We start from the raw sequence: 24,716 nt of genomic DNA, 5'->3' as shown, positions 1-24,716 counted from the left end.
CTAACCTCCTTGTTCGGGCGACCCATTCTCGCCCCTGGCCATTATACCGATGGGCACCTCCGGGACGTTCCCTAGGGCATGGTACGCTAAGGATAATCTTTGATCAGACGAGGACCTACGCCATGGGAACCCATTCCGATGACAGCATCCGCGAGTTCGCCACCCGTCACACAGCCGAGGTGGAACCGCTGCACACCAAGGCCGCCCTCGCATCTTGGGAGTTCGCCACGACGGGCAAGCCCGAGGCCATGCAGCGCGCAGCGGAGTTGGAAAAGCTGTACCGCGGTATCTATGCGCGCCCCCATGAGTACGACTTTCTGCACAAGACCTCGGTCGAGAAGTTCACGGATCCCGTGATGAAGCGGATGCACCGCGTGCTTCTGAACGCATACACGGGACACCAGATGTCGCCCGAAGCTCTTGCCGCCATCGTGGACAAGGAAAAGGAAGTTGCCGCAGTCTACAACAACTTCCGGGCGGACTTCCGCGGCGAAAAGGTTCCGAACAACGTGTTGGACGAAGTGCTGCACAAGAGCTCGGACATCGTCGAGCGCCGGGAGGCATGGGAAGCCAGCAAGCAGATTGGACCGCTTGTCGCCGACAACATACGCGAGCTCGCTCGCATGCGGAACACCGAGGCCCGGCGTTTGCACTTCAGCGATTTTCATACGCAGTCTCTGCGCTTGCAAGAGTTCGATGTGGACGAACTGATGGCACTACTCGCGGATCTGGACCGTGCGAGCATGAAGGGCTTCACCGAGGTGAAGGCGAAGGTGGACGAGGAGATCGCCGAGCGGTGCGGACTAACCGATGCAGACGCATCGCTTCCGTGGAACTACCCCGATCCTTACTTTCAGGGCGCACCGCGCTCCAAGGTGGAGCTAGACAAGTACTTCGCGAACAAGGACCTCGTCGCGATCACCACTCGGTTCTTCGACCGCATCGGCTTGCCGGTAGACGACCTCATCGAGCGATCGGACCTGTTCGAACGCGAAGGGAAAAATCAGCATGCGTTTTGCACGGATATAGATAGGCGGGGCGACGTGCGCGTGTTGTGCAACGTGCGACCCACGGCGAGGTGGATGGGCACGCTTCTGCACGAGTATGGGCACGCCGTGTACGATAAGTTCATTGAGCCATCTTTGCCATGGCTGCTTCGCAGTCCCAGTCACATACTGACTACGGAGGCAGTCGCCATCTTCTTTGGGAGTCTCGTGACCACCGACGCGTGGCTCATCGAGTATGCCGGTGTGCCTGCAGAGGAAGCCGCCGCGGTAGCTGCCGCCGCGCGCGAGCAAGACCGCATGCAGAAGCTGATCTTCACGCGATGGGTGCTCGTGATGACACACTTCGAGCGTGGGATGTATCAGGATCCGGAACGTGACTTGAACGCTCTGTGGTGGGAGTTGGTTCAAGCTAAGCAGTTGGTGCGTAAGCCAGAGGGCCGTGACATGCCGGACTGGGCCACGAAGATGCATGTCGCCCTAGCCCCTGCGTACTACCACAACTACCTACTCGGCGATCTGTATGCATGTCAGCTACGGCACTTCATCCTGAGCAAGGTGATTCCCAGTGGTGATATGCGGGAGATGGTAACAAGTCCCAAGCTGGGCGAGTTTTTCCGAGAGGGTCTATTCAAGATGGGCGACCTGTTCGATTGGCGAGAAACGATTCGTCGGACTACGGGCGAGCCGCTCAACCCCTCCTATTTCATTGCCCAGACGAAGGAAGGATAGCGTTCATCGCGCTGCGTACATCGGCCGCCCGGATTATGCGCAGTCCCGAGTCGGACGCGACCTTCTGGGCCGTAGGTATCAAGGCGGTGCGGAAACCCATCCGCGCCGCTTCCTTGAGACGGCGATCCGCGTGGCTGACGGAGCGGAGCTCTCCGGCAAGTCCTACCTCGCCGAACGTGACGAGGTCACTGGGCAGCGGGGTGTCTTTGACGCTGGAAAGGGCCGCCATAAGGGCGCACAGATCGGCTGCGGGTTCTTCCACTTTCAGGCCACCTGCGATGTTCAGGAAAACGTCTTGCCCGCCCATGCGGAAGCCTAGCCGTTTCTCCATCACGGCGATCACGATGGTCATTCGGTTGTAGTCCACTCCCGTGAACACGCGGCGCGGGTTCGTGAGAAAACTCGGAGTGCATAGGACCTGCACTTCCGCCAGCAGGCACCGCGAACCCTCCATCACTGGCATGACCGCGGAGCCCGGCGCCCCCTCGGCCCGCTCTGCAAGTAACGCGGCAGAGGGGTTCTCGACAGGACGGAGTCCATCCTCGGCCATTTCGAACAGCGCAACCTCGTCGGTTGCGCCGAACCGATTCTTGGTAGCCCTTAGCACCCGATACGGAACACCCCGCTCCCCCTCGAAGTAGAGCACAACATCCACTAGGTGCTCCAGCACCCTAGGGCCTGCGATCGCGCCTTCTTTGGTCACGTGTCCGATGAGCAGTATCGAAACACCGTGTTCCTTTGCGATGCGCTGCAAGCGACTGGCCGCCTCCCTCACTTGTGAGACGCTCCCCTGTGCCGAGTCCAGCGCGTCCGTGCGCACCGTCTGGATAGAATCCACGATGGCGACGTGGCCTTGAAGTAAGTGGGCCTCCATCTCCTCGACCAGCGTCTCGTCGGTCACTAACAGGTTGCATGGTGCGCCGCCGAGACGCGCCATGCGAAGAGCCACCTGCGCAGGCGACTCCTCGGCAGACACATACACCACGGGTCCGGCCTCACACAGTCCCACGGCGGCTTGCGATACGATGGTGGACTTCCCCACCCCGGGTTCCCCCGCCACTAACACCACGGAGCCACGCACCAAGCCGCCACCGAGTAGCGTGTCGAGCGTGGGGAGGCCGGTCGAAGCGCGCTCCTGCGGCTGGGGAGCCACCTCTGATATTGGAACGAGCTGTGAGGGTGGTGACGCAGAATGCTGGATGTGAGAGGCCGTCGGCTCCTCAATGAGGCTATTCCATGCGTCGCACGCGGGACACCGCCCAAGCCACTTTGGCGTACCTGCACCGCACTCCTGGCACACGAAGGTGGTGCTGCGCTTAGCCACGGGACTGCACGAGGCTCTCGAGTGCTGCAAGCGGACCGACTGCTACGGCGTGACGGATATCGTCAACGATGGGCTGCAGCTGCTGCGCCATCGCCTCCTCGTCCGGCGGTCGTTCGAGGTCGAAGAAATGATCCGCACCGATCTTTGCCGCCAGCTCCACAGGGATCTCATCCGGAATGGGCACACCGGATAGGTGGGCAACCGCGGCGGTCCACATCCTGGGCACCGTCGAGAGGTTGTAGCCCCCTCCCCCGAGTCCCACGAGCGGAAGATCGTAGCCGGAGACGATGCGCACCGCTTCGAGCCAGCCCTGAGCCGTCATCGAGAGCTGGCCGAGCGGGTCCATATAGTGCGGGTCGGTCCCCATCTGCAGCACCACCGCTTCTGGCTCGAACAGCTCGAAGCTGCGTCGGAGGGCAGGTTCGAACGCTGCGAGCCACAGCGAGTCGGTGGTGCCGGGCGGCATGGGCACGTTGACCGACGAACCCGCGCCGGGTCCTTCGCCGATCTCGCTTACGTGCCCCGTGCCCGGAAACAATGAGCGACCGTCTTGGTGGATGGAAAATGTTAGGACCGATGGGTCGTCATAGAATAAGAATTGCACACCGTCGCCGTGATGGAGGTCAATATCCACATATGCCACGCGGGCGAACCGTTCGCAGAGGATGGAACACGCGATAGCGCAATCGTTGAAGATGCAGAATCCCGCCGCTCGACTGCGCATCGCGTGGTGCAGACCACCCGTGATATTGAATGCTACCTCTGCACCATTAACGACGGCGTAGGCGGCTGCGATCGATGCACTGGTGTAGGCCAAAGAGGCCTCGAACATCCCTGGGAACGCCGGGTTGTCTGTCGCACGCAGCCCGAACTCCAGTTCAGCAACATGACCATCGCTCGCGCGCTCCACCGCGACGACGTAATCGTGGGAGTGGCAGCGCAGCAGTTCGTCAGTGTGCGCCAGCTTCGGCTCCTCCACGCGCATGCCATCGGTAACGCCCACTGCGGCTAGCAGCTCCAACGTGCGCCGGAGTCTCTCCGGGCGAAGCGGGTGGGGGTGACCGAAGTCGTACTCATAGGAGCCTGGGTGAAAGAAAAACCTGCGCTTCTCGGTGTCGCTCATAGCACCCCCGCAGCGACCATAGCGTCTCTGACCAGACTCCGCTGCTCCGATGTCAGGGGCACGAGCGGCAACCGAACCGGCCCCACGTCGAAGCCCAGCATCCCTACGGCTTCCTTCACCGGCGTCGGGCTGGTGGTGCAGAATAGCGCTCTGCAGAGTGGGGCCGTCTGGCGGTGCAGCCGAAGCGCTTCTGCACCATTGCCGGACACGTAGGCTTCTATCATTTCACGGATCGCCTTGCCCGCAACGTGAGCCATGACACTCACGACGCCGTAGCCCCCCACCGCCAGCACGGGGAGCGTCAGCGCATCGTCCCCACTGTACACCCTTCTGCCCTCCGGAACCGCGGCGCACAGCTCGGATATCTGCCCGATGTTGCCACTGGCTTCTTTCACTGCGATCACGTTCGAACAGGCATCCATCAGCCGCAGTATCGTCGCGGGCTCCACGTTCACCGAGGTCCTGCTGGGAATATTGTAGATGAGCACCGGAAGTTTCGTGCGGGAGGCTATGGCTTCGAAGTGGCGGAACAGGCCATCCTGAGAGGGCTTGTTGTAGTAGGGCGCGACCAGCATCACACCGTCCAGGCCCATCTTCTCCGCCTCGATGGTCACCCGGATGGATTGCTCCGTGTCGTTGCTTCCCGTGCCAGCCACGACGGCCGCTCGTTGTCCGACGGCATCTCGAACGGTTCCAAACACCGCGATCTTCTCTTCGTGGCTCAGGGTCGGAGACTCCCCCGTGGTACCTGCCACCACGATGCCCGAGCTTCCCGTGTCCACCAAGTGACCAGCGATTCGCGCCATCTCTGCGTGATTGACGTTCCGCCCGTCAGACGAGAAGGGGGTCACGATCGCTGTCAGCAGCCTTCCCCAATCTCGCATGTCACACCGCCTTTCACATCGTACAGGTTCCGCCTGTTATCTTGTGCAAATCTCATAAGGACTAGCTTGCCACTTCCCGCATCAACTCTGCGATCTGAATGCTGTTCAGGGCCGCACCCTTGCGAAGCTGATCGCCAGAAACGAGCAAGTTTATAGCCCTGGGGTTATACGTATCTCGTCGTATCCGCCCCACGAGCACCTCGTCACGACCTGTTGCCTCGATCGGCATGGGGAAGTGATTTGCTGCCGGATCGTCCACGACCGCGACGCCTGGAAAGCGCGAGAGGACCTCATGTGCACGGTTCACATCCACATCGGCATCGAACTCGACATAGGCCGATTGGGTGTGAGCGCGCAGCACCGGGACCCTCATGCACGTTGCGGTTACACCAAGATCGTGCTGACCCAAGATTCGTCGCGACTCGGCCTCGATCTTGCGCTCTTCTTCGTTTCTCAGGGTCTCGTCCAGGGGGCTATCGTGGCTGAATACGTTGAAAGCGATCTGGTGGGGCAGAGCTTTCGGAATGACGCTCTCACCGCGAAGCACTGCGCCGGCTTGGTCAATCAATTCCTGCATGGCCTTCGCCCCCGCCCCGCTCGCCGCCTGATACGTGGAAACGATGACACGGCGGACGGGCGCAAGGGCCCTCAGCGGGGCCACGGCCATCAGCAGGATAATGGTGGAGCAGTTCGGGACGGCTGCCAGACATGTGTCGGAGGTGATCTCGTCACCGTTGATCTCGGGTATGACGAGTGGCACGCCCGAGTTCATTCGGAATGCGCTCGAGTTGTCCACTACCCGCGCGCCGGCTTCTATTGCCTGGGGGGCCAACTCCCGAGCGGTGCCGGAGCCTGCAGAGAAGAAGACGAGGTCCAAGCCGTCGAAGCACCCCTCTGCTGCTGCCCTAACAACGTGGTCTGCCCCGAGAGCCTCCAGTGTCTTGCCCTCCGATGCTGCTGACGCGAAAAGCCTCAGTTCGCCCACCGGCATCCGCCGAGAGCCGAGAAGATTCAAGAACTCCTGTCCTACAGCTCCCGTAGCGCCGACCACACCGATGTTCCAAGGACGAGACACCCGACACCTACCTGTTCCCACGAAGTTGTGCGTGAATGGAAAGTGTACCTGGCTACAGAACCGCTTCAAGACCGACCACGAGCCCTTCGACATCGAAGACCTTCCGGATGGCGAGGAGCACTCCGGGCATGAAGCACTTGCGGTCGAAGGAGTCGTGACGAATGGTCAGAAGCTCGCCGGGCTGTCCGAACAAGACCTCTTGATGGGCCACGAGACCGGGCAGACGGACGCTATGGATGCGGACGCCGCACACCTCCGCTCCCCTCGCAGCAGAATTTTCCTTCGGTCCGGCACACCCAGCGCTCTCCGACATCATTTCGGCGGTGCGAATGGCCGTGCCGGACGGCGCGTCCAGCTTCTGACCATGATGGAGTTCGATGATCTCCCGATTGGGATAGTACTTGGCTGCTTCTGCGGCAAACCTCATCATCAGCACTGCGCCGAGTGCGAAGTTCGGGACGAGCAGCCCGCCGAGACCGTTGGCACGAAGCAGCGAGTCCAGTTCCGCTCTGTTTTCTGCGCTGACCCCGCTCGTGCCGATCACAGGTCTAACACCGAGTTGTGCTGCACGCCTGGCGTTCTCCGTCGCGGCGTCAGGCTGCGTGAAGTCCACCAACACATCACACCTTGCTTGGGTCAATGCCGACGGGAGGTCACCCGCAATCGGTACACCGTTGGGTGCGATGCCCGCGAGTGTGCCACTGTCCTCACCGACATGGCCGCGGTCGATCGCCGCAGTAAGGACTAGACCATCATCGCCGGCGACCGCCGCGACCACTTCGCGGCCCATTCGTCCAGCGGCTCCGCATACCCCTATGCGAAGCGGCGATGGTGTGGACATGCTAGGCCTGCGCCTCCCGCCCGAAGGGACCTACTGCGGTGAGGCTCATTCTGTCTTCGCCAAAGCACTCGGCGGCCGCCCGTTGCAGGTCCTCGGGCTTCACAGCGTTGATACGCTCGATAGTCTCTTCTAGGGGCACCACACGCTCGAAGTACAGCTCGTTCCTAGCCATGCGCGACATCCGACTGCTCATGCTCTCGAGCCCTAGAACCAGGTTTCCGCGGATCTGGTTCTTGACACGCTCTACCTCGTCCGCAGGAGGTGGCTCGGACACCACTTTGTTCAACTCGACTCGGATCAGATCCAGCACCTGAGGGAAGTTGGCAAGGCTAGTACCGCCATACACCGTGAACAGACCGCCCTCCGCATGACAGGTCGTATAGGATCCTATCGCGTAGGCCAGTCCTCTCTTTTCCCTGATCTCCTGGAAAAGCCGGCTGCTCATGCTACCACCTAGCAGTGCATCCAGTACGCCGGCAACATACTTCTTGGGGTCGTGCTGACCGTAGCCGCGTCCGCCATAACAGAAGTGAACCTGCTCCACGTCTCTCGCCAGCGATTGGCGCTGCGGCTTGAGATCCGGAGGCTGCTCGTTAGAGACGGCCGCAAACCCGGACAGCAGTCCGAGGCGTTCCTCCACCATACGCACCACATCAGCCGGATCGGCGTTGCCAGCGACACTAACAACGATGCGATTCGGCCGATACCGACGCTCGATGTAGTCCACCAGGCCTTCCCGCTTTATCGCTGATACGGACTCTGCAGTACCTATCACCGGGGGAGCGAGCGGATGGCCGTCCCAGCATGCTCGGGCGTGCAGGTCGTGCACCAAGTCGTCCGGCTCATCCTCGTGCCGCTTGATCTCATCCAGGATCACTTGCCGCTCGCGGGCCAGTTCCTCGGGGTCGAATAGCGAGTTGACCAGCATGTCGCATAGCACGTCCATAGCGACCGGGAGGTCATCGGAAAGCACGCGCGCGTAGTAGCACGTGAACTCGCGGTCCGTGAACGCGTTGAGAGAGCCACCGCGTCCCTCGATCTCTTCCGCGATCTGCTTAGCCGTGCGGGATTTGGTACCTTTGAACATCATGTGCTCCAGCACGTGCGAGATACCGGCTTCCTGAGGGCTCTCGTAGCGCGAGCCGGTGCCTACCCACAGCCCGAGGGCCACGGACTCCACATAGTCCACTGGTTCCACCAAAACCCGCAGACGGTTCGCTAAGACAGTGCGTTCAATGCGGTTTGTACTCATAGCACCCCTAAAGTCTCGATCGGACTGCTGCCATGCCCCGATCGATCGTCGAGAGACTTCGCTCCGCTGACCAGCAGTTCCCCCATGACTGCGACGGCCGGCTCCCGCCGGCCGTCGCTCACCTCTCAGCGACTAGCGCCGAGGTCGGAACCGAGCCTGAGGCCCATCGTCTTGCCGCGGGCCTCGGTCATTGCCTTGCGGCTTGTCGCCCCGGGCCGGACCACGATCCCCGGGTCCATGTCCTCGGTCGCCTCCACGCTCACCGCCTCCTCGAGACGGGCCACCACGATTCGGTCGAGGGCCATCGCCGCCAGCCCGCGGGCCTCTGTCACTTGGCCCGCGACCGTAGGAGCCGCCTCCGCCTCCAGAGCGCTCAGCTTGGGCCCCGACCGGTCGGTTCGCCTCGTCCAAGCTTTCCAGAGTCTGTGGCAGGCCCAAAGCCGTCAGGTTCAGCCTTCCGAGGTTGTCCACCTCATCAATTTTGACGCGGATCGAGTCGCCGATCTGAACCACTTCCTCGGGTCGGCGAATGCGCCATCGTACGAGCTTGTCCACAGGAACCAGGCCTTCGCGGCCGGGCAAGAACTCCACGAATGCACCTCGGCCGGTGAAGCGAGTGACGACGCCGTCGTACTCGGACCCGATGACCGCCTCTTGCGTGAGGTCGCGGATCATCTTCTGGGCAAGTTCGCCGCCCTCGAAGGTCGGTGCGGCGATGTACACCTTACCGGTCTGCTCGATGTCAATCTCGGCTCCTGAGAGCGCGCAGATCTTCTGGATGACCCGGCCGCCGGGGCCGATGACCTCGCCGATTTTGCTCGGGTCAATCTCCATTATGAAGATGCGCGGCGCGTACTGCGACAGGCTCTCTCTCGGCTCCGGAATAGTGGACACGATGCAGTCGAGAATGACCATTCGCGCCTGTCGTGCTTGCTCGAGCGCCTGTGCCAAGTCCTCTCTGGTCAGGCCACCGATCTTGGCGTCGAGTTGCAACGCCGTAATCCCATCGCGTGTGCCGGCCACCTTGAAGTCCATGTCCCCGCAGGCGTCCTCGATGCCTTGGATGTCCGTCAAGATCACACGTCGCTCGGAGTCGCTGATCATCCCCATGGCGATCCCGGCGACAGGCGCAGAGATTTTCACGCCCGCGTCCATCAGGGCCAAGGTGCTTCCACACACGCTCGCCATCGAGGAAGAGCCGTTGGACTCCAAGACCTCCGAGACCAGAAGGATGGCATAGGGGAAGCTCTCCTCATCCGGGATCACCGGCTTCAGCGCGCGCTCGGCCAGTGCGCCGTGGCCCACCTCTCGTCTTCCCGGGCCGCGCATGAAGCGGGTCTCACCCGTCGAGTACGGCGGGAAGTTGTAGAAGTGCATGTAGCGCTTCCGGGTGTCCTCTTCGAGGCCGTCTATGATCTGGGCGTCGTCCAGCGGGCCGAGGGTGACCGAGGTGAGAACCTGCGTCTGCCCTCGGGTGAAGAGACCACTTCCGTGTGTTCGAGGCAAGAGCCCCACCTCTGCACTCAACTCACGAATGTCGGTGGGACCACGCCCGTCGGGTCGCTTGCCGGTAGCGAGGAGCGAGGAGCGCACGGCCTCTTTGATCAACTTGTCCACCGCTTCGCCGACTTGAGCCTGCAGGCTCTCGTCTTCGAATCGCTCTGCCATTTTCTCGACGATGTCTGCCTTCAGGTCATCCAGTGCGGACTCCCGGCTGAGTTTGTCTGGGTTCTGCAGCGCACTCTGGATATCGGCGGCACACTCGGTGCGAACCGTCTGCAACACCGTCGGGTCTATGAGGAACAGGGGCACCTCGGCCTTAGGCTTGCCGGCTAGAGCGACAAGTTCCTCTTGCAGTTCGCACAGCTCGCGGATGACACCTTGCCCGAGTTCCATGGCGTCCAGCATGACCGACTCTGGCACCCACTTGGCCCCTGCCTCGACCATCACAATCTGGTCTTTCGTGCCCGCCAGAACCAGATCGAGGTCCGACTGATTAATTTGCTCGACCGAAGGAAACGCGATCATCTCGCCCTGGATCAGCCCCACTCGCACGCAGGCGATGGGGCCGCCGAAGGGGATGTCGGAGACGCAGAGGGCAGCAGATGCGGCCGTAACGGCCACGACGTCGCTCGGATTGTCAGCCTCGGTGGAGAGGGTCGTAACGATGACCTGGACGTCATTCCGCATGCCATCTGGGAACAATGGTCGAAGCGGGCGGTCAATCAGGCGCGATGTGAGCACAGCCTTGTCGCTCGGGCGTCCCCCGCGCTTGATGAAGCCGCCGGGGATCTTCCCTACACTGTACTTTCGCTCTTCGTAGTCGCACGTTAGGGGGAAAAATCCCTGCCCCTCGCGAGGGGTGCGGGCCATGGTCGCGCAGGCAAGGACGATGGTGTCGCCCACCCCTGCAACAACCGCGCCGCCGGCCTGTTTCGCCAGCCGCCCGCTCTCGAATGCGAACAGCTTGCCGGCGATCTCCCGGCTGACAGTATGAATCATTGTAGTTTGTTTTAGCTCGATGGCTACGGAGCCTAGCCGCGGATACCAAGACGCTTGATTAGCTCGCGGTATCGTTCGATGTCCACGTTACGAAGGTATTGCTGAAGCCTTCGGCGGCGGCCAACCAGAAGCAGCAGGCCCCGCCGAGAATGGAAGTCCTTCTTGTGGGTGCGCAGATGGTCTGTGATGGACTGAATGCGAGCGGTCAGCAAAGCAATCTGCACGTCGGCAGAACCCGTGTCCCGTTCCGCTCGTCCGTATTCCGTTACGATCTGCGCTTTTGTTTCACGCGGCAGCGGCATATACCGTGGCCTCCGATGTTCCTTCCGTCAGTGTGTCGGAGGGCCGCGTTATGCCGCTCTGCGCCGGCGCCTTCTCTGAAGCACCTGCGGACAACGGCACGAGACAGCCCCATCCGACCTTAACACGACTGTACCACGGGCCGAGCCTACATTGCTAGCCTGGCTCGGGGGCATGGGTCGTCAAGGTACGCGGCGTATCTGTGGGTCGGTAAAAATGTCGCTCTCGTCTCGCGAGGTGCTCGAGAACTCCGAAACGATGCATCCCTCCGGTCCGGCCTGGAACCAGTGTAGCGTGTTGGGCTCCAGCGTGTACTGCTCGCCCGGTCTCAACGTGATTTCGTGCCACACGGTGTAATGCGCTTCCCTACCCGCGGGCGGTTTGGCCTTCGGGTTGGGAGTAGGGTCGCCAGGCACATACAGATAGACCTCTCCCTGCCGGCATCTGAAGGTCTCGCGCTTCCCCGGCTGCCCCGCGATCGCGGGGTGGCGGTGCTCCGGGCACGTCTGACCCGGCAAGAGCACCAGTTCCTTGGCACAATACCGGTCGTTGTTCTCGTAGACGAGCAGCAGAAGGCCGGTCTTTTCGAACTCGTCTAATCCGAAGTCGGCAATCTCGATCCGACCAGCCTCCTCTTCGGTCACGGCGATCCCGGCCCCACGGAGTTTGTCCACGGTCAGGCGGGCATATTTGGCTCTCTCTTCGGCTGTCATAGACGCTCCCTTCGGTCACGGCCACGAGCATCCTGGGCCCCTGGAGTAGAATCCGCCCGTGGCCAGGGTGTTTTTCAGTCTCGGCTCGAACCTCGGGGACAGCCCAGCGCATCTAAGATACGCGATTGAGCGGATTGCCCGCGAGATCGGTCCTATCTTGCACGTGTCGTCGTTGTACCGCACTGCCCCACAGGGTGTCAGCCACCAGCCTGACTATCTGAATGCCGTGGTGGGCTGTGACACTTCACTCGGACCCGAGGAGGTGCTGGGGCGCTGTCTGGCCATAGAAGCCGCTCGGGGCCGCATTCGAGAGTTCATGCCTCCGTCGCTTGCGGTGGAGGCTGACGCGTGCGTGGGGACTGGGACCAGCGATGCCTCCACCGCAAGCGGTGGAGGCATCGCTCCCCGCACCCTGGACATTGACCTTCTCCTGTACGACGACCTGCAGATCGAGACGGACTCGCTATGCATCCCCCACCCGCGGATGGAACAGCGTTCGTTCGTACTGACCCCGCTGGCCGAGATCGAGCCGAACCTAATCCTCCCGTCTGGCGCTTCCGTGTGCGAGCTCCTTGCCCGTGATGAGATTCGTGCGCAGCGCGTGGAGCGACTGGGCGAACTCGCGGCATCCTTCCATCCGACTTATTGATAGGGGGTCATCGAAATGCCCGCGATGAAATTCCGCTATACGGCGCGCGATGCGATGGGACACGAGGTCTCCGGGCTCGTGACCGCCGATACCTCGGCGGCGGTGCAGCAGCAGCTTCGGTCACGCGGATACGATCCGCTCGCCGTCGAGCCGGTCGGCCACGTGCCCGGGCAGGCGGCTCTGCGCGCGGTTCGGGGCGGAATCAGCCCGTACGCGCTGGCTCCCTTCTACTCCCAACTTGCCATGATGTTGAAGGCGGGCATGGCGATGCCGAGCGCACTCGAGAGCCTCTCGCGGCAGACCGCGAACCCACGCTTACGTGCAGCCATCATTCGGCTCTCGCAGGAGACCGATGCGGGTTCGTCACTGAGGGAAGCCATGCAGCGATGCGCACCGACATTCTCGCCACTAGAGGTGGCGATTGTTGGGGCAGGTGAGAAGGGAGGCTTCCTGGACAACGCATTGCGCCATCTCTCGGACTACCTCGAAAGCGATATCGAGATTCGACGACTGCTTCGGGTGCAGCTTGCTTATCCCGTTCTTCTGTTAGTGTTCGCTATCGTCTTGCCATTCGGGGTCAACGCCTTCATTCGGGGGGTGGTAGGTAGTTCTGGCATGACGATCAAGGCGCCGCTTAGTGATGCGGGCGTACTGCTCACGGTAGCCGCTGCTGTTATCGTGGTCACGGTGTTGTTTCGGCTGGCAATGCGCTCCGAACGCTTCCGCCTTTGGTGGGACGCGTTTCGTCTCAACTTCCCAGTAGTAGGCAAGACGGCACGCATCGCTGCCATGGGACGATTCGGACGCGCACTGGGTGCACTCCATGCATCCGGCGTGCCGTTGGGAGACGCGCTTCGACTAGCCGGCGACAGCTCGGGCAGCGTGGTCATTGCGTCGAAGGCACATGACGCTGCACCCCGAATCGAGGCTGGCGCCCCCATCGCGCAGACGCTCGCTGACACGCAGGTTTTCTCTCCAATGCTGATCGACATGCTCCGGACGGGAGAGCAGACCGGTGAGTTGAATGCCATGATGACCAGTGTCGCGCAGGCCTGCGAGGCAGAGTCGAAGGTACGAGCCAAGCAGTCGGCTATGGGGTTCTCCGTCCTCGTGTATGTCGGGATCATGATCTACATCGCATACATGATCTTGTCGTTCTATGCCGGATATGCGACTGGATTGCTCAAGGAGTTCTAGTGCCGGCGATTGACCACTACCGCATCTTGGGTTTGGATCGGCATGCGACGCAGGAAGAGATCAAGGCCCGGTACCGGCAGTTAGTTCGGGAGCTGCACCCAGACGTGAGCTGCTCTCCGGAGACCACCGCCCGCTTTGTTCAGGTCACCGAGAGCTATCGAGTTCTGTCCGACCCTGTACGCAGGTCTAACTTCGATGCGATTCTGGACATCGAGAGTAGGCGATCGGGCAATAAAGCTGGTACGGCCCCGAGTTCCGGTGAGCGGCGACAGGCATCGAGCGAACAAGCCCCGAAGGCAGGGCCTTCGCCGACTAGTGCGTCGAGAGAGGTCAGAGAGCGACTGGACGCTGCGCACATCCACTTTGCTACCGGGCGCCTGCGCCTTGCCGAGCAGGAAGCCAAGACGCTTATCGGACGCTACCCCCGCCTTGCGCCGGCTTATGCACTATTGGGGGACGTGTACCGAACACAGCAGAAGTGGGACGTCGCGGCACGGATGTACTCCTTGGCCATCCAGTACGCCCCGCACGATCGCAGTTTCGAGCGACGCTATCAGCAGGTGCTGGACAAGCTCGAGGAGATTCGCCTCGCCAAGCAGGGGCCTCTCGCGAGGAGCATCCGCAACCGCAACGTCGCACTAGGTGTGTCCCTCATCGTGCAACCTGTGCTGATGGGTTTCGTATGCGTGTCCAACGACGCACCGCTCGCACTGCTTCCGATGATCCTACACTGGACCCCCAGTCTGCTCCTCATGATGTTCGTGAGCGGGGCGATCACAGGAGTGCTGCTGTCTGCGTCCGAACAGTTGGATCGGTGGGAGTCGCTCGGCTCGCTCGGCGGAAGGTTCTCGCGTGCGGGCGTGTATGGCGTAGTGGCCGCCATCCAGTTCTGGGTGGCACTAGTTGCGTACGGCGTGTCGGCCCTGCTGCAGGAAGCCGGCTCGCCGAGCCTCACACGCCTGTTCGGATGGACCACTATTCTCACCGCTTGTTTCGCCGTGGCATTTTCACTACCCCAACCCCACGGCTGGGCCGAGGTTGCGATCTGGGGCGGCAACGTGCTCTTCCTCGGAGCCCTCGCAGGCTGGCGCGTGATGGACGCGTTCAAGGGGTAGGGCGCATGGCTCAGGCAACACGGAGACGCAAGCGACACGTCGAACGTAGCGACAGCAGCGGGCGAATGGGAGGACAGAGATGACAACGAACCAGGGCGGATGGCAGTCGAAGCGCAGGTTTCGCCTCATTTTGAGAGACACCGGGATGATGCGCGAGATGGGCGGCGACGAGCTCTCCGAAGCCGTTCTGATGGTGGACAACCTGTTCATCCGCGCACTGGAGCAGAACGCTTCCGACATCCACCTCCAACCGGAGAGGCAGCAGCTCAAGGTGCGTTACCGCATAGACGGCGTGCTACACGACTTCGGGCAGTTTCCGCCCGAGATCGCTCAGAACATCGTCGCACGCATCAAGCTGGCCGCCAACATGCAGATTGATGAGCGCCGTGAACCGCAGGACGGGCGTATCGACATGGAGTTCGAAGAGCGACGGCTCAGTTCTCGTGTCTCCTGCCTTCCCTCCCTGAACGGCGAGAAGGTGGTGATGCGCATCCTCGACCCAGGAGCGATGAAGGTGGACCTGGACAAGCTGGGGATGAACGCAGACGTTCGCGAGAAGTGGGAACGCGCGATCTCCCAACCGTACGGCCTGATCTGCGTGACAGGACCGACCGGTTCGGGCAAGACATCCACCCTCTACGCCTCGCTGATCAAGCTGAACCGCCCGGAGACCAACATCGTCACGGTAGAGGATCCCATCGAGTACGAGTTCGAGAGCCGGGTGTGCCAGGTGCAGGTCACCGAGAAGATGCCCTTTGCTAGGGTCATCCGCACCTTCCTGAGGCAGGACCCTGACATCATGATGGTCGGCGAGATGCGAGACACCGAGTCGCTCGCCATCGGCATCCACGCGGCGCTCACCGGCCATCTCGTGCTTACCACCATTCACACCAACAACGCAGTAGAGACTGTGCAGCGCATGTTCGACATGGGTGCAGAGCCCTACCTCGTCGCGAGTACGACCGTAGCAATCATGGCGCAGCGTCTCGTCCGTCTCAACTGCCCGAAGTGCCGCGAGCCTTTCGTGCCGCCCGAGAACGAGTTGATCGCGCTCGGCCTCGGGCCCGAGCGGATCGGGAACGCTCAGTTCTTCCGAGGCAAGGGCTGCGAGGCATGCCGTAAAACGGGCTACAAGGGTCGCATCGGCGTCTTCGAATTGGTCACTGCAACGCCAGAGTTTCGCACCGCCATCGCACGAGGAGGGGCCTCACCCGACCTTCTGCATGCGGCTCGGCAGCAGGGCATGCGAACCATGATGGAGGACGGCCTGCAGAAGATCCTGCAGGGCTGGACGACGCCTGCGGAGGTTCTTCGGGCCGTATACACGGGTGTGGCCGATGCGTAGGTCGGCCTTCCGGCCCACGTTGGGAAGGTGCCCCGGCGGTTTGGTAGAATAGGCCGTTCCAATCCGAGGCCCATCGGCGCGACGATGGCCGAACTTGGGACCTCAACCCGGAGATGAATGCGCAAATGGTCGAACTGGGCCCCTTGTACACCGCAGTGCTCGAAGGTAAGGCGAACACGGCGAGAAGCATCGTCGAAGAAGCCCTTGCGGAAGGTATCGACCCCAACACATTGCTCACCCAATACATGATCCCCGCGATGGACGAGGTCGGCAAGCGCTATGAGGCGAACGAGTACTTCGTACCCGAGCTGCTGATCTCCGCCCGCGCGATGAAGGCTGCGATGGAGCTGATCCGGCCCGCTCTGGTGGCCGGCGGCAGCAGCTTTTCCGGCAGGGTCGTGATCGGGACCGTGAAGGGCGACCTGCACGATATCGGCAAGAACCTCGTTGCGGCGATGCTGGAAGGCGGCGGGTTCGAAGTGGTGGACCTCGGCGTGGACGTGAGTCCCGAGAAGTTCGTGCAGGCAGCACAGGACAACGACGCTCAGATAGTGGCAATGTCGGCCCTATTGACAACCACCATGCCGGGGATGAAGGCAACGGTGGATGCCATCAAGGAAGCCGGCCTGCATGGCAAGGTAAAGGTGATGATAGGCGGCGCACCCGTGACGCAAGCGTACGCCGACGAGATCGGCGCTCACGGGTTCAGCGACAACGCCAGCGGTGCAGTACGCGTCGCGCGCTCGCTGACGGCCGCCTAACGCCATGCCACCAGAAGCCACCTGGAAAGACGGCACGCTTGCCATCGCCTCGCTGAACGACTTCATCTTCGGGCGCGCCCCCAAGCCCGTCACCTGCGGTCGAGGCGTCGAGATCGGAACCGGGACGGTCATCCCCGAAGTCAACTTCACGCTGCCCCCGATTGACATCGGCGAGGCGACCTGGCCGGAAATCCGTGACCAGTATTCGGACATGATCCGCCGCGTCTGCGAGCGTGCCGTCGCGCTCGAAGCCCCTGCCCTGCTCGTCGAGTTCGAGACACTACCACCCATGACCATGCGGCCTGCCTGGGGTGCAGATGTCACTCGCATTCTGGCCGACACCCTCCAGGAGTATCACGACAGGCACGGCCAGAAGAACGCGCTCCGACTGACACCGAACGACAATCGGGACATGGAACGACCGACCCGCATGAAGACCAGTCAGTATTGGGAAGGCATGATGGGTCTCTTCAGCCAGGCTGCCGGCGCTGGAGCCGATCTGCTAGCCATCGAATCTACTGGCGGCAAGGAGATCTCCGACGAAGCGCTCATGACGGGCGACCTGCGGGCGCTGGTATTCGCGCTAGGGGTGTTGGCGTGTAGGGACATGGAGTTCCTGTGGGACCGCATCGTAGGCGTGTGCAAGGAAAACGGTGTCATCCCCTCGGGCGACACGGCGTGTGGATTCGCGAACACTGCGATGGCTCTGGCGGAGCAGAAGATGATCCCGCGAGTGTTTGCTGCCGTGGCGCGTGTCGCGGCGGTGCCGAGAAGTCTTGTCGCCTACGAGCGCGGCGCGGTGGGCCCGAGCAAGGACTGCGCATACGAGGGCCCCTACATGAAGGCAATCGCCGGGGTGCCGATCTCCATGGAGGGTCGAAGTGCCGCATGTGCGCACCTTAGCACCATGGGCAACATCGCGCAAGCCGTGTGCGACTGCTGGTCTAACGAGAGCGTGCAGAACGTGCGGCTGCTGAGCGACTACGCGCCGACGGTCTCGGTGGAGCAGCTCATCTACGACTGCAGACTGCTGAACTCCGCCTCCAAGCGCTCGCACGAGGACGCCGTACGACTGCGGGATTGGCTCTCCGACTCGGATTCCGCCCTGGATCCGCAGGCCTACGTGCTACGGCCGGATGTCGTACTCCGTATCTCGCAGCACATCGTCAAGGAGCCGACGCACTTTCTGCAGACTCGGCGGGCAGCATTGGTCGCGCTGGAGGAGATACGGAACGCCTGGTCGGCGGGACATCTTCGCATAACCGAGACCGAAGCACGCTGGCTCGACCGGATGTCGAGAGAGGCAGAGGTCATCCCGGAGGACGAGGACGCCTTCATCCGGGAGATGCTCGGCGAGATGAGCCACGTGAACTATGTGCCCGAGGAGTACGGCCTCACGCCGTGAGCGAGTCGCGGCTCTGGAAGGACGATTGGCCGAAGGCGCGGCAGGCTCTCACGGATTGGTGGGCGGGCAAGGGCCTGGCCGTGCACATCACCGCACCCAAGGACGAGCCGTGGGAGGACGTGCATCCACCGTCTGACGCGCCAGAGCAGGACCTATGGCTGGATCCAGACCTTAGACTGCAGCGGGAGCTGTATCGAATGTCCCGGACCTTCTTCGGCGGCGTGGCCTTCCCGCTGTTCGATGGGGACGTCGGGGGGCCGGGCAGTCTCGGGCTGTTTCTGGGCGCGGAGGGACACGTGGCGGAGAACACGGTCTGGTATGAGCCATGCATCGCCGACCCCGAGAGTCACCCGCCCTTGCGCTTCGACCCTGACAACCGATGGTGGAAGCTGCATCTCGAGGTGCTGGACAAAGCAGCTGAGCACGCAGATGGTAGGTACCTTTTAGGCTTCCCTGATCTGATCGAGAACATAGACACGCTCGCACAGCTACGGGGTGCAGACAACACACTGATGGACCTGCTCGAGCGGCCTGAGTGGGTGAAGGAGCGTCTGACGGAAATCAACGTAGCCTACTTCGAAGCCTACGACCGACTGTTGGAGCGGGTGCGAGACCCGTGGGGTGGGAGTGCCTTCACCGCGTTCCAACTCTGGGGCCCCGGCAAGACCGTGAAAGTGCAGTGCGACTTCTCTTGCATGATCAGCCCGGCGATGTTCCGTGAGTTCGTGGTGCCTGCGCTGGACGAGCAGTGCCGCAAGATGGACTTCGTGCTGTATCATCTGGACGGGACCCAGGCGCTGCCTCATCTCGATGCGCTGCTCGCCATAAAGTCCATTCACGCAATCGAGTGGACACCCCAGGCGGGATTGCCGCGTGGCGGAGACCCACAGTGGTACGATCTCTACCGGCGTATTCGGGATGCAGGCAAGTGCGTGCAGGCCGTGGAGGTGGCTCCAGAGGACCTGCTGCCGCTCGTGGATGCGATAGGCCCCGAGGGGCTGTTCACGATCACACGGGCGGAGAACGAAGGGCAGGCGCGGGAGTTACTCAGCCGGCTGGGGTGGTAGCGGATTCCCCATGCCTCCACTGCTCCAGCGGTGGGGTGCGAAGGGATCAGCAGGCCTAACTGCCACCTTAGCGGTATCAGCAGTCATGCTTCGACGGGCTCAGCATGACGCGTGTTATTGAGACACTTCCTTTTGAACGGGCGCTACGACGACGATTGAACCGGTGCGCAATCCGAGAAAGCCCGTCGGTCGGAGGGTCGGAACTGCCAACGCAATCGTCCAAGACAGCCACCAGCACCGGCCACTAGAACGTGTCTCCCGCAACCTTCTGCAGGTGAGTTACCGCCTCGCGTCCGAGGTGGAAACCGGGCGGCGGTTTCTGCGCGATGACGTCTGCTTTGTCGCAGTCCGCAGCCAAAGCGTCGAGGCATCTGGCTCGGTCTGCCTGGGCGCTACGGCCAGGTGGAATACCGGGCTTGGGGAACGCAGCGCACGGAACGGAACTTCGGAGCCGCTTACCCAGTTCAATATAGTTATATTGGCTCAGGATTTGCGGCAGAACTCATGCACGGACCAGCTTGCCTGAGCCCATTGTGATTCTTGCCGAGAGGAAAGGTGCCATGAATTCGACCAGGATTGCCCTAGCGGCGCTGCGTCGCGGCGCCGCCACGACCGCCGCTGTGGCACTGCTCTGCCTCGCGCATGCCCAGTTCAACGCGCGAGCGCAGACACCAACGTTCGAGTACGTCCCTGGAGAGATGCTGATCAAGTTCCGGCAGGGCACTACACCAGAACGTATGCAGTGCCTTGCTGGGCGGCTCGGCGGCTCTCTGCTTCCTTCCATCCCGGACCTCGGCATCTACAAGATCAAGCTGGCTCCGACCGCCAATGTGGTCGGCCTTTCCTCGTGGCTCCGCTTCGACCCGAGTGTGGAGTTCGCCGAGCCGAACGGTATCGTTCGGATCGCTTGGCCAGACGATGAGTTCTACGGTCTTCAGTGGGGCCTGCCCAAGGTCGGGTGGCCTGCAGCGATGGACACCTACCAGGGTAAGTCCTCGGTCATCATTGCCATCTGCGACACCGGCATCGCCCTCAGCCATCCCGACCTGCAGTCTAAGATCATCAACTCCGGCTGGGACTTCGTGAACAACGACGCCGTCGCCGAAGACGACCACAAGCATGGGACACACGTGGCAGGCATTGCGGCTGCAGCAACGAACAACGCTACCGGAATCGCCGGCATGAACCCCACCGCCATGCTACTACCGGTGAAGATCCTGAATGCCAGCGGCAATGGCACGTGGGAGAACGTTGCGAACGGCATCAACTACTCCGTGAACAACGGCGCCCACGTGATCAACATGAGCCTAGCGGGCACCGCCGTCCCGCCAGCAAGCGTGCTCACCGCCGTTCAGTATGCCGTGGCAAGCGGCGTACTCGTCGTGGTGGCAGCGGGCAACAACAACTCCTACTTCCCGACCTACCCTGCATCGTTCGTCGAGTGCATCGCCGTGGCGTCCTCGACATCGGGGGACTTTCGCGCGGGATCATCTAACTTCAACCAGGGTGACTACCAGTGGGTGGATGTCGCGGCACCCGGAACTAGCATCTACTCGTGCTTCCTGGGCGGGACCTATGGATATGACAGCGGGACGTCTATGGCCACACCACATGTCTCCGCGGAGGCAGCACTGCTCTACTCTGTGTTGACGGAGCCCAGAACAGATACTCCACGCAGCCCGGAGGCCGCATCGCTGGTACGACAACTCATCGAGTCCAATTGCCACAACGTTGGCTCGTGGGTCACGTATGGGCGCATCAAACTCGATGCGGCACTGAATGCCGCTCTTAACCTGCCTGCAGCTATCTCGGGCACACTAACACTACAGGGACACGTCGCACCGCAGACCGTGCCAATCACGATCCAACTCTTCGAGCCCGGCACCTCGAACCTGGTGGCATCCAAGCCGATTGCCCTGGACGAGGACGGCTCGTACTCCGCCACCTTCACGGTTCCGGGCACGTACGACGTGCGGTTCTCGGCGTCGAGCAAGTTCCTCGCTCGACGCGTTCCGAACGTGGGCTTGTCTCGCGTTGCCGCGGCGTCTACGGTAGATGCCACGCTCTTGAACGGCGACGCGGATGGCACTGGCGCCGTGGATATCGCCGATCTGAACATCATCCTGCTGCAGTTCGCGGGCGCAGGCAGTGGCGATCTGAATGGCGACGGGGTAGTGGACCTGCTCGACCTCTCGATTGCGCTCGTCAACTTCACTAAGACATCCGACCCGTAGTGGAGTAGCATTGCCGGGGATGATGCTGCTTGTGCGATTGGCGCTTCCGACCTACGCAGCCGCCTTCGCGACTGCTGCGCTCGCATCCCAGATGCCGATGCCACCATCCGGCGAGTGGGAGCCGGGCGCCGTGCTCGTTCGATTCTCTGCCGTGCAGCCTGCCGTCATCGCCGAGGTCGAGCGGCACGTCGGAGTCACCCACGAAAGAACTCTCAGCGATGGGCGGTTCGCGCTCTTTAAAGCACCTACGGATGCTGACGTGGAACTCCTGGTCAGGGCAGCGAAGTCACTCCCGTTCGTGCAGGACGCTCAACCTAATTATATCTATCGAGCGCTCTGGCAACCCAACGACCCGAGTTATCCGTTCCAGTGGGGTCTCCCTGCCATCCGCTGGGAACAGGCGATGGACCTCTACCGTGGCAGAACCGACGTGCGCGTAGCCATCGTGGACACGGGGGTGCGATCGGATCATCCGGACCTGTGGCTCAACGTCGGCCCAGGCTGGAACACCATCGAGAACAACACCAACATCGCCGACGACAACGGGCACGGCACCATGGTTGCAGGCATCGTCGGGGCCATGACCGACAATGGGATTGGCATTGCAGGCACCGCACCTAACGTAAGGTTGATACCTCTGAAGGCCCTCGACCAATTCGCGCAAGGTACGACTGCAGACGTGCGCGAAGCGATCCAGTGGGCCACCACCAACGGCTGTCACGTCATCAACCTGAGCCTCGGTGGGCCGGTACACGACCCCGCGGTGGAGGAAACTTGTCTCGCTGCATGGGATGCCGGAGCAGTACTCGTAGGGGCTGCTGGCAACAGCGCAGCCACCTGGCCTGTCTACCCCGCAGCGTATGAAGTAGTGATTGACGTAGGAGCTACCTCGCCGGGTGATTTGCGCTGGCCATGGTCGCAGTACAACTGGGGACCGGACCAATACGTAGATGTTGCGGCTCCGGGAGATGACATCCTATCTACCCTGTCGGATGGCGCCTACGGCATCGACTCGGGGACTTCCTATGCAGCACCCTTCGCTTCCGGACTGGCCGCGCTGCTGTACGGGGCCCGGGCCCGCGACTTGCCCGACGTGCCCCGCACGAAGGCGCATGCCCTAGCAGTGCGCAACTACATCGAGCAGAACGCGGACGCCATCGGCGAGTGGGTGCGCTTCGGTCGGATCAACGCCTTTCGGGCTCTTCTGCGCGCCACACGGGCCACTGTTCGCGGCAGCCTGTTCCTGCCTGGCCACCTCGACCCCCGCACCATCTTGGTGATCGCTTCTCTGATGAACGGCACACAACACATCGAGAGCCAGGCATTCAACCCAGGCGAGGGTGGCGCGTTCGACCTGATGTTCCAGTCCAGCGGGCAGTACGATATCCGCTTTCAGACGCCGGGGAAGCCCTTCCTCGCCCGCAGGCTCGTCGGGCAGAACGTGGAGGTGGGCGAGGCGCTCGATGGTCTGAGCGTGAGTCTGCCGGGCGGGGACGCCAACCGGGACGCCATCGTGGACCTCGCAGACCTCACGCTCCTGCTGGTCAACTTCGACAAAGCCTTCGCCTCCCTCGACCTGGACGGCTCGGGCCGGGTGGACATCGGAGACTTGACGATGGTCCTCGTGAACTTTGCTAAGACCGCCGATCCGTAGCTGGTACACTGTAGATAGAGAACCACCCTGCGACACGCGTGCTTGCCCAAGGTGTTCGGAGCCGATAGCGTGTTCTAGGGCGTCGGACTCGTGTCGTTCTAAGGAGCGTACCTCGTTCCGGCGGCGGCTCGGCTGCGCCCACCCTGTGTTCGGGGTTCCAGAACATCGCCGGCACACGGTGATTGCGGGGTGGTTCGCGGAAGAAGGTGTGCATGACCCTCTTCGAAGAGCCCTCCGAAATCGGGCTCGACCAGCCGCTAGCGGCCCGCATGCGGCCGCGCACTCTGGAGGAGTACGTCGGCCAGGTTCATATTCTCGCGCCCGGAGCGCCGCTGCACCGACTTATCCGCGAGGGCAAGTTGGGTTCGGTGATCCTTTGGGGGCCGGCGGGCTGCGGCAAGACCACGCTCGCGTGCATCATCGCGGCACACTCCAACGCTCACTTCGAGCCGCACAGCGCGGTGTCGGTGGGGATTGCCGATATCCGCAAGCTGGCACAGGCGGCCCGCAACCGCAAGGCGAGCACAGGCAAGCGAACGGTGCTGTTCTTGGACGAGGTGCACCACTTCACCCGGACACAACAGGACGCGCTCCTGGGCTACGTGGAGGACGGCACGCTGGAGATGGTTGCCGCAACCACCGAGAACCCATCGTTCGCACTCGCATCCCCACTGCTGTCGCGGTGCCGAGTGCTGATTCTGAAGCCGCTGACCGATGACGAGGTGCGCGTCATCGTCGAGCGAGCGCTCGCCGACACGGAGCGCGGGATAGGGCGTGAGTGCGAACCAGATGCTCTGGCGCACGTGGTGCGATTGGCAGGTGGTGATGCACGAATCGCGCTCAATCTCCTAGAGGCCGCCGCAAACCTCGCCCCTACCGAAGGTTCCATCAATCTCGCACATGTGGAGGCGGCGCAGCAGGCACCCGCACCGAAGTACGACCGCGCTGGCGATGCGCACTATGACACCATCTCCGCATTCATCAAATCGGTGAGAGGCTCCGACCCAGACGCCGCGCTGCACTACCTGGCGCGGATGATCGAAGCGGGTGAAGACCCTCGCTTTATCGCACGCAGGCTCGTGATCCTGGCCAGCGAGGACATCGGGAATGCCGACCCGATGGCGTTGGTGCTTGCTATGGCGGCGTTTCACGTCGTGGAGCGAATCGGTTGGCCAGAAGCCCAGCTCTCGCTCGCACAGGCCGTCACCTATCTGGCCTGTGCACCGAAGTCGAACGCGGCCATGGTGGCGATCACGCGCGCGACAGCCGACGTGCGCAAGCGGCAGCCGCCTCCGGTGCCGAAGCATCTACGGTCTAGCGGGGCCTCCTTCGCGCCGAAACTCGAGGGGGGCGAGGGGTACGTGTATCCTCACGACTTCCCCGGCCACTACGTGGAGCAGCAGTACCTGCCCGAGGGAGACTGGGAACTTCCCTACTACGAGCCGAGCGATCAGGGCATCGAACCCAAGCTGCGCGCGCGGATGGAGGAACGGCGACGTGGAAAGGCGGATGGCTAGGTGGTTGTCTCAGCCGCGGTCA

20 protein-coding genes are annotated in these 24,716 nt (G+C 62.3%); 11 read left to right on the top strand and 9 right to left on the bottom strand.

What is annotated here, in order from left to right; translation table 11 throughout:
• The first annotated feature begins 122 nt into the window (after nucleotides 1–122).
• On the top strand, nucleotides 123–1,736 hold the full coding sequence (locus tag HRF45_01285; GenBank protein ID MEP0765163.1) for a M2 family metallopeptidase: 1,614 nt from the start codon (nucleotides 123–125) through the stop codon (nucleotides 1,734–1,736).
• On the opposite strand, the gene radA is transcribed toward HRF45_01285, so the two are convergent.
• From radA to HRF45_01240, 9 genes are all read right to left on the bottom strand, one after another.
• On the bottom strand, nucleotides 1,711–3,060 hold the full coding sequence (gene radA / locus HRF45_01280) for a DNA repair protein RadA (GenBank protein ID MEP0765162.1): 1,350 nt from the start codon (nucleotides 3,058–3,060) through the stop codon (nucleotides 1,711–1,713). The two genes, HRF45_01285 and radA, sit on opposite strands and share 26 nt — an antisense overlap.
• Entirely contained in the window at nucleotides 3,053–4,183 is a 1,131-nt protein-coding gene (locus tag HRF45_01275) for an acetoin utilization protein AcuC (protein ID MEP0765161.1), read from the bottom strand. The genes radA and HRF45_01275 overlap by 8 nt, the downstream gene beginning before the upstream one ends.
• A complete protein-coding gene (dapA, locus tag HRF45_01270) occupies nucleotides 4,180–5,067 on the bottom strand; it encodes a 4-hydroxy-tetrahydrodipicolinate synthase (GenBank protein MEP0765160.1) in 888 nt (295 codons plus the stop codon). Before dapA ends, HRF45_01275 begins: the two co-directional genes overlap by 4 nt.
• A gap of 61 nt (nucleotides 5,068–5,128) precedes the next feature.
• Nucleotides 5,129–6,235: an aspartate-semialdehyde dehydrogenase gene (locus HRF45_01265; protein MEP0765159.1), complete on the bottom strand. Its 1,107-nt coding sequence runs from the start codon at nucleotides 6,233–6,235 to the stop codon at nucleotides 5,129–5,131.
• Nucleotides 6,195–6,983: a 4-hydroxy-tetrahydrodipicolinate reductase gene (locus HRF45_01260; protein MEP0765158.1), complete on the bottom strand. Its 789-nt coding sequence runs from the start codon at nucleotides 6,981–6,983 to the stop codon at nucleotides 6,195–6,197. The genes HRF45_01265 and HRF45_01260 overlap by 41 nt, the downstream gene beginning before the upstream one ends.
• Before the next feature lies 1 nt (nucleotide 6,984).
• Nucleotides 6,985–8,235, bottom strand: a complete 1,251-nt coding sequence (locus HRF45_01255; protein MEP0765157.1) for an insulinase family protein — start codon at nucleotides 8,233–8,235, stop codon at nucleotides 6,985–6,987.
• 132 nt (nucleotides 8,236–8,367) lie between these two features.
• A complete protein-coding gene (locus tag HRF45_01250; protein ID MEP0765156.1) occupies nucleotides 8,368–10,737 on the bottom strand; it encodes a polyribonucleotide nucleotidyltransferase in 2,370 nt (789 codons plus the stop codon).
• 32 nt (nucleotides 10,738–10,769) lie between these two features.
• Complete coding sequence (gene rpsO, locus HRF45_01245) at nucleotides 10,770–11,039, bottom strand: 30S ribosomal protein S15 (protein MEP0765155.1); 270 nt, start codon at nucleotides 11,037–11,039, stop codon at nucleotides 10,770–10,772.
• Nucleotides 11,040–11,219: 180 nt separating this feature from the next.
• The gene (locus tag HRF45_01240) at nucleotides 11,220–11,750 is read right to left on the bottom strand and encodes a D-lyxose/D-mannose family sugar isomerase (protein MEP0765154.1); all 531 of its coding nucleotides are present in this window, start codon (nucleotides 11,748–11,750) and stop codon (nucleotides 11,220–11,222) included.
• A 58-nt stretch (nucleotides 11,751–11,808) separates the two neighbouring features.
• On the opposite strand from HRF45_01240, the gene folK reads away from it, so the two are divergent.
• From folK to HRF45_01190, 10 genes are all read left to right on the top strand, one after another.
• Entirely contained in the window at nucleotides 11,809–12,399 is a 591-nt protein-coding gene (folK, locus tag HRF45_01235; protein MEP0765153.1) for a 2-amino-4-hydroxy-6-hydroxymethyldihydropteridine diphosphokinase, read from the top strand.
• Nucleotides 12,400–12,423: 24 nt separating this feature from the next.
• Nucleotides 12,424–13,596 carry a type II secretion system F family protein gene (locus HRF45_01230; protein MEP0765152.1) on the top strand — a complete coding sequence of 391 codons (1,173 nt, stop codon included), beginning with the start codon at nucleotides 12,424–12,426 and terminating at the stop codon, nucleotides 13,594–13,596.
• Nucleotides 13,596–14,711 carry a J domain-containing protein gene (locus HRF45_01225; GenBank protein MEP0765151.1) on the top strand — a complete coding sequence of 372 codons (1,116 nt, stop codon included), beginning with the start codon at nucleotides 13,596–13,598 and terminating at the stop codon, nucleotides 14,709–14,711. Before HRF45_01230 ends, HRF45_01225 begins: the two co-directional genes overlap by 1 nt.
• Before the next feature lie 79 nt (nucleotides 14,712–14,790).
• Nucleotides 14,791–16,056 (top strand): type II/IV secretion system protein, encoded by a 1,266-nt coding sequence (locus tag HRF45_01220; GenBank protein ID MEP0765150.1) that lies wholly within the window; start codon nucleotides 14,791–14,793, stop codon nucleotides 16,054–16,056.
• Nucleotides 16,057–16,181: 125 nt separating this feature from the next.
• Nucleotides 16,182–16,817 carry a corrinoid protein gene (locus tag HRF45_01215; protein ID MEP0765149.1) on the top strand — a complete coding sequence of 212 codons (636 nt, stop codon included), beginning with the start codon at nucleotides 16,182–16,184 and terminating at the stop codon, nucleotides 16,815–16,817.
• Between the two features lie 4 nt (nucleotides 16,818–16,821).
• On the top strand, nucleotides 16,822–18,222 hold the full coding sequence (locus HRF45_01210) for a methanol--corrinoid methyltransferase (GenBank protein MEP0765148.1): 1,401 nt from the start codon (nucleotides 16,822–16,824) through the stop codon (nucleotides 18,220–18,222).
• Nucleotides 18,219–19,289 carry a hypothetical protein gene (locus tag HRF45_01205; GenBank protein ID MEP0765147.1) on the top strand — a complete coding sequence of 357 codons (1,071 nt, stop codon included), beginning with the start codon at nucleotides 18,219–18,221 and terminating at the stop codon, nucleotides 19,287–19,289. Before HRF45_01210 ends, HRF45_01205 begins: the two co-directional genes overlap by 4 nt.
• 560 nt (nucleotides 19,290–19,849) lie before the next feature.
• A complete protein-coding gene (locus HRF45_01200; protein ID MEP0765146.1) occupies nucleotides 19,850–21,523 on the top strand; it encodes a S8 family serine peptidase in 1,674 nt (557 codons plus the stop codon).
• 19 nt (nucleotides 21,524–21,542) lie between these two features.
• Nucleotides 21,543–23,177 carry a S8 family serine peptidase gene (locus tag HRF45_01195; protein MEP0765145.1) on the top strand — a complete coding sequence of 545 codons (1,635 nt, stop codon included), beginning with the start codon at nucleotides 21,543–21,545 and terminating at the stop codon, nucleotides 23,175–23,177.
• A gap of 212 nt (nucleotides 23,178–23,389) precedes the next feature.
• Complete coding sequence (locus tag HRF45_01190) at nucleotides 23,390–24,694, top strand: replication-associated recombination protein A (GenBank protein MEP0765144.1); 1,305 nt, start codon at nucleotides 23,390–23,392, stop codon at nucleotides 24,692–24,694.
• Nucleotides 24,695–24,716: the final 22 nt, after the last annotated feature.

The sequence above is a fragment of the Fimbriimonadia bacterium genome (assembly GCA_039961735.1).
Lineage (GTDB): Bacteria > Armatimonadota > Fimbriimonadia > Fimbriimonadales > JABRVX01 > JABRVX01.
This window is presented reverse-complemented; position numbering and strand designations above follow the sequence as displayed.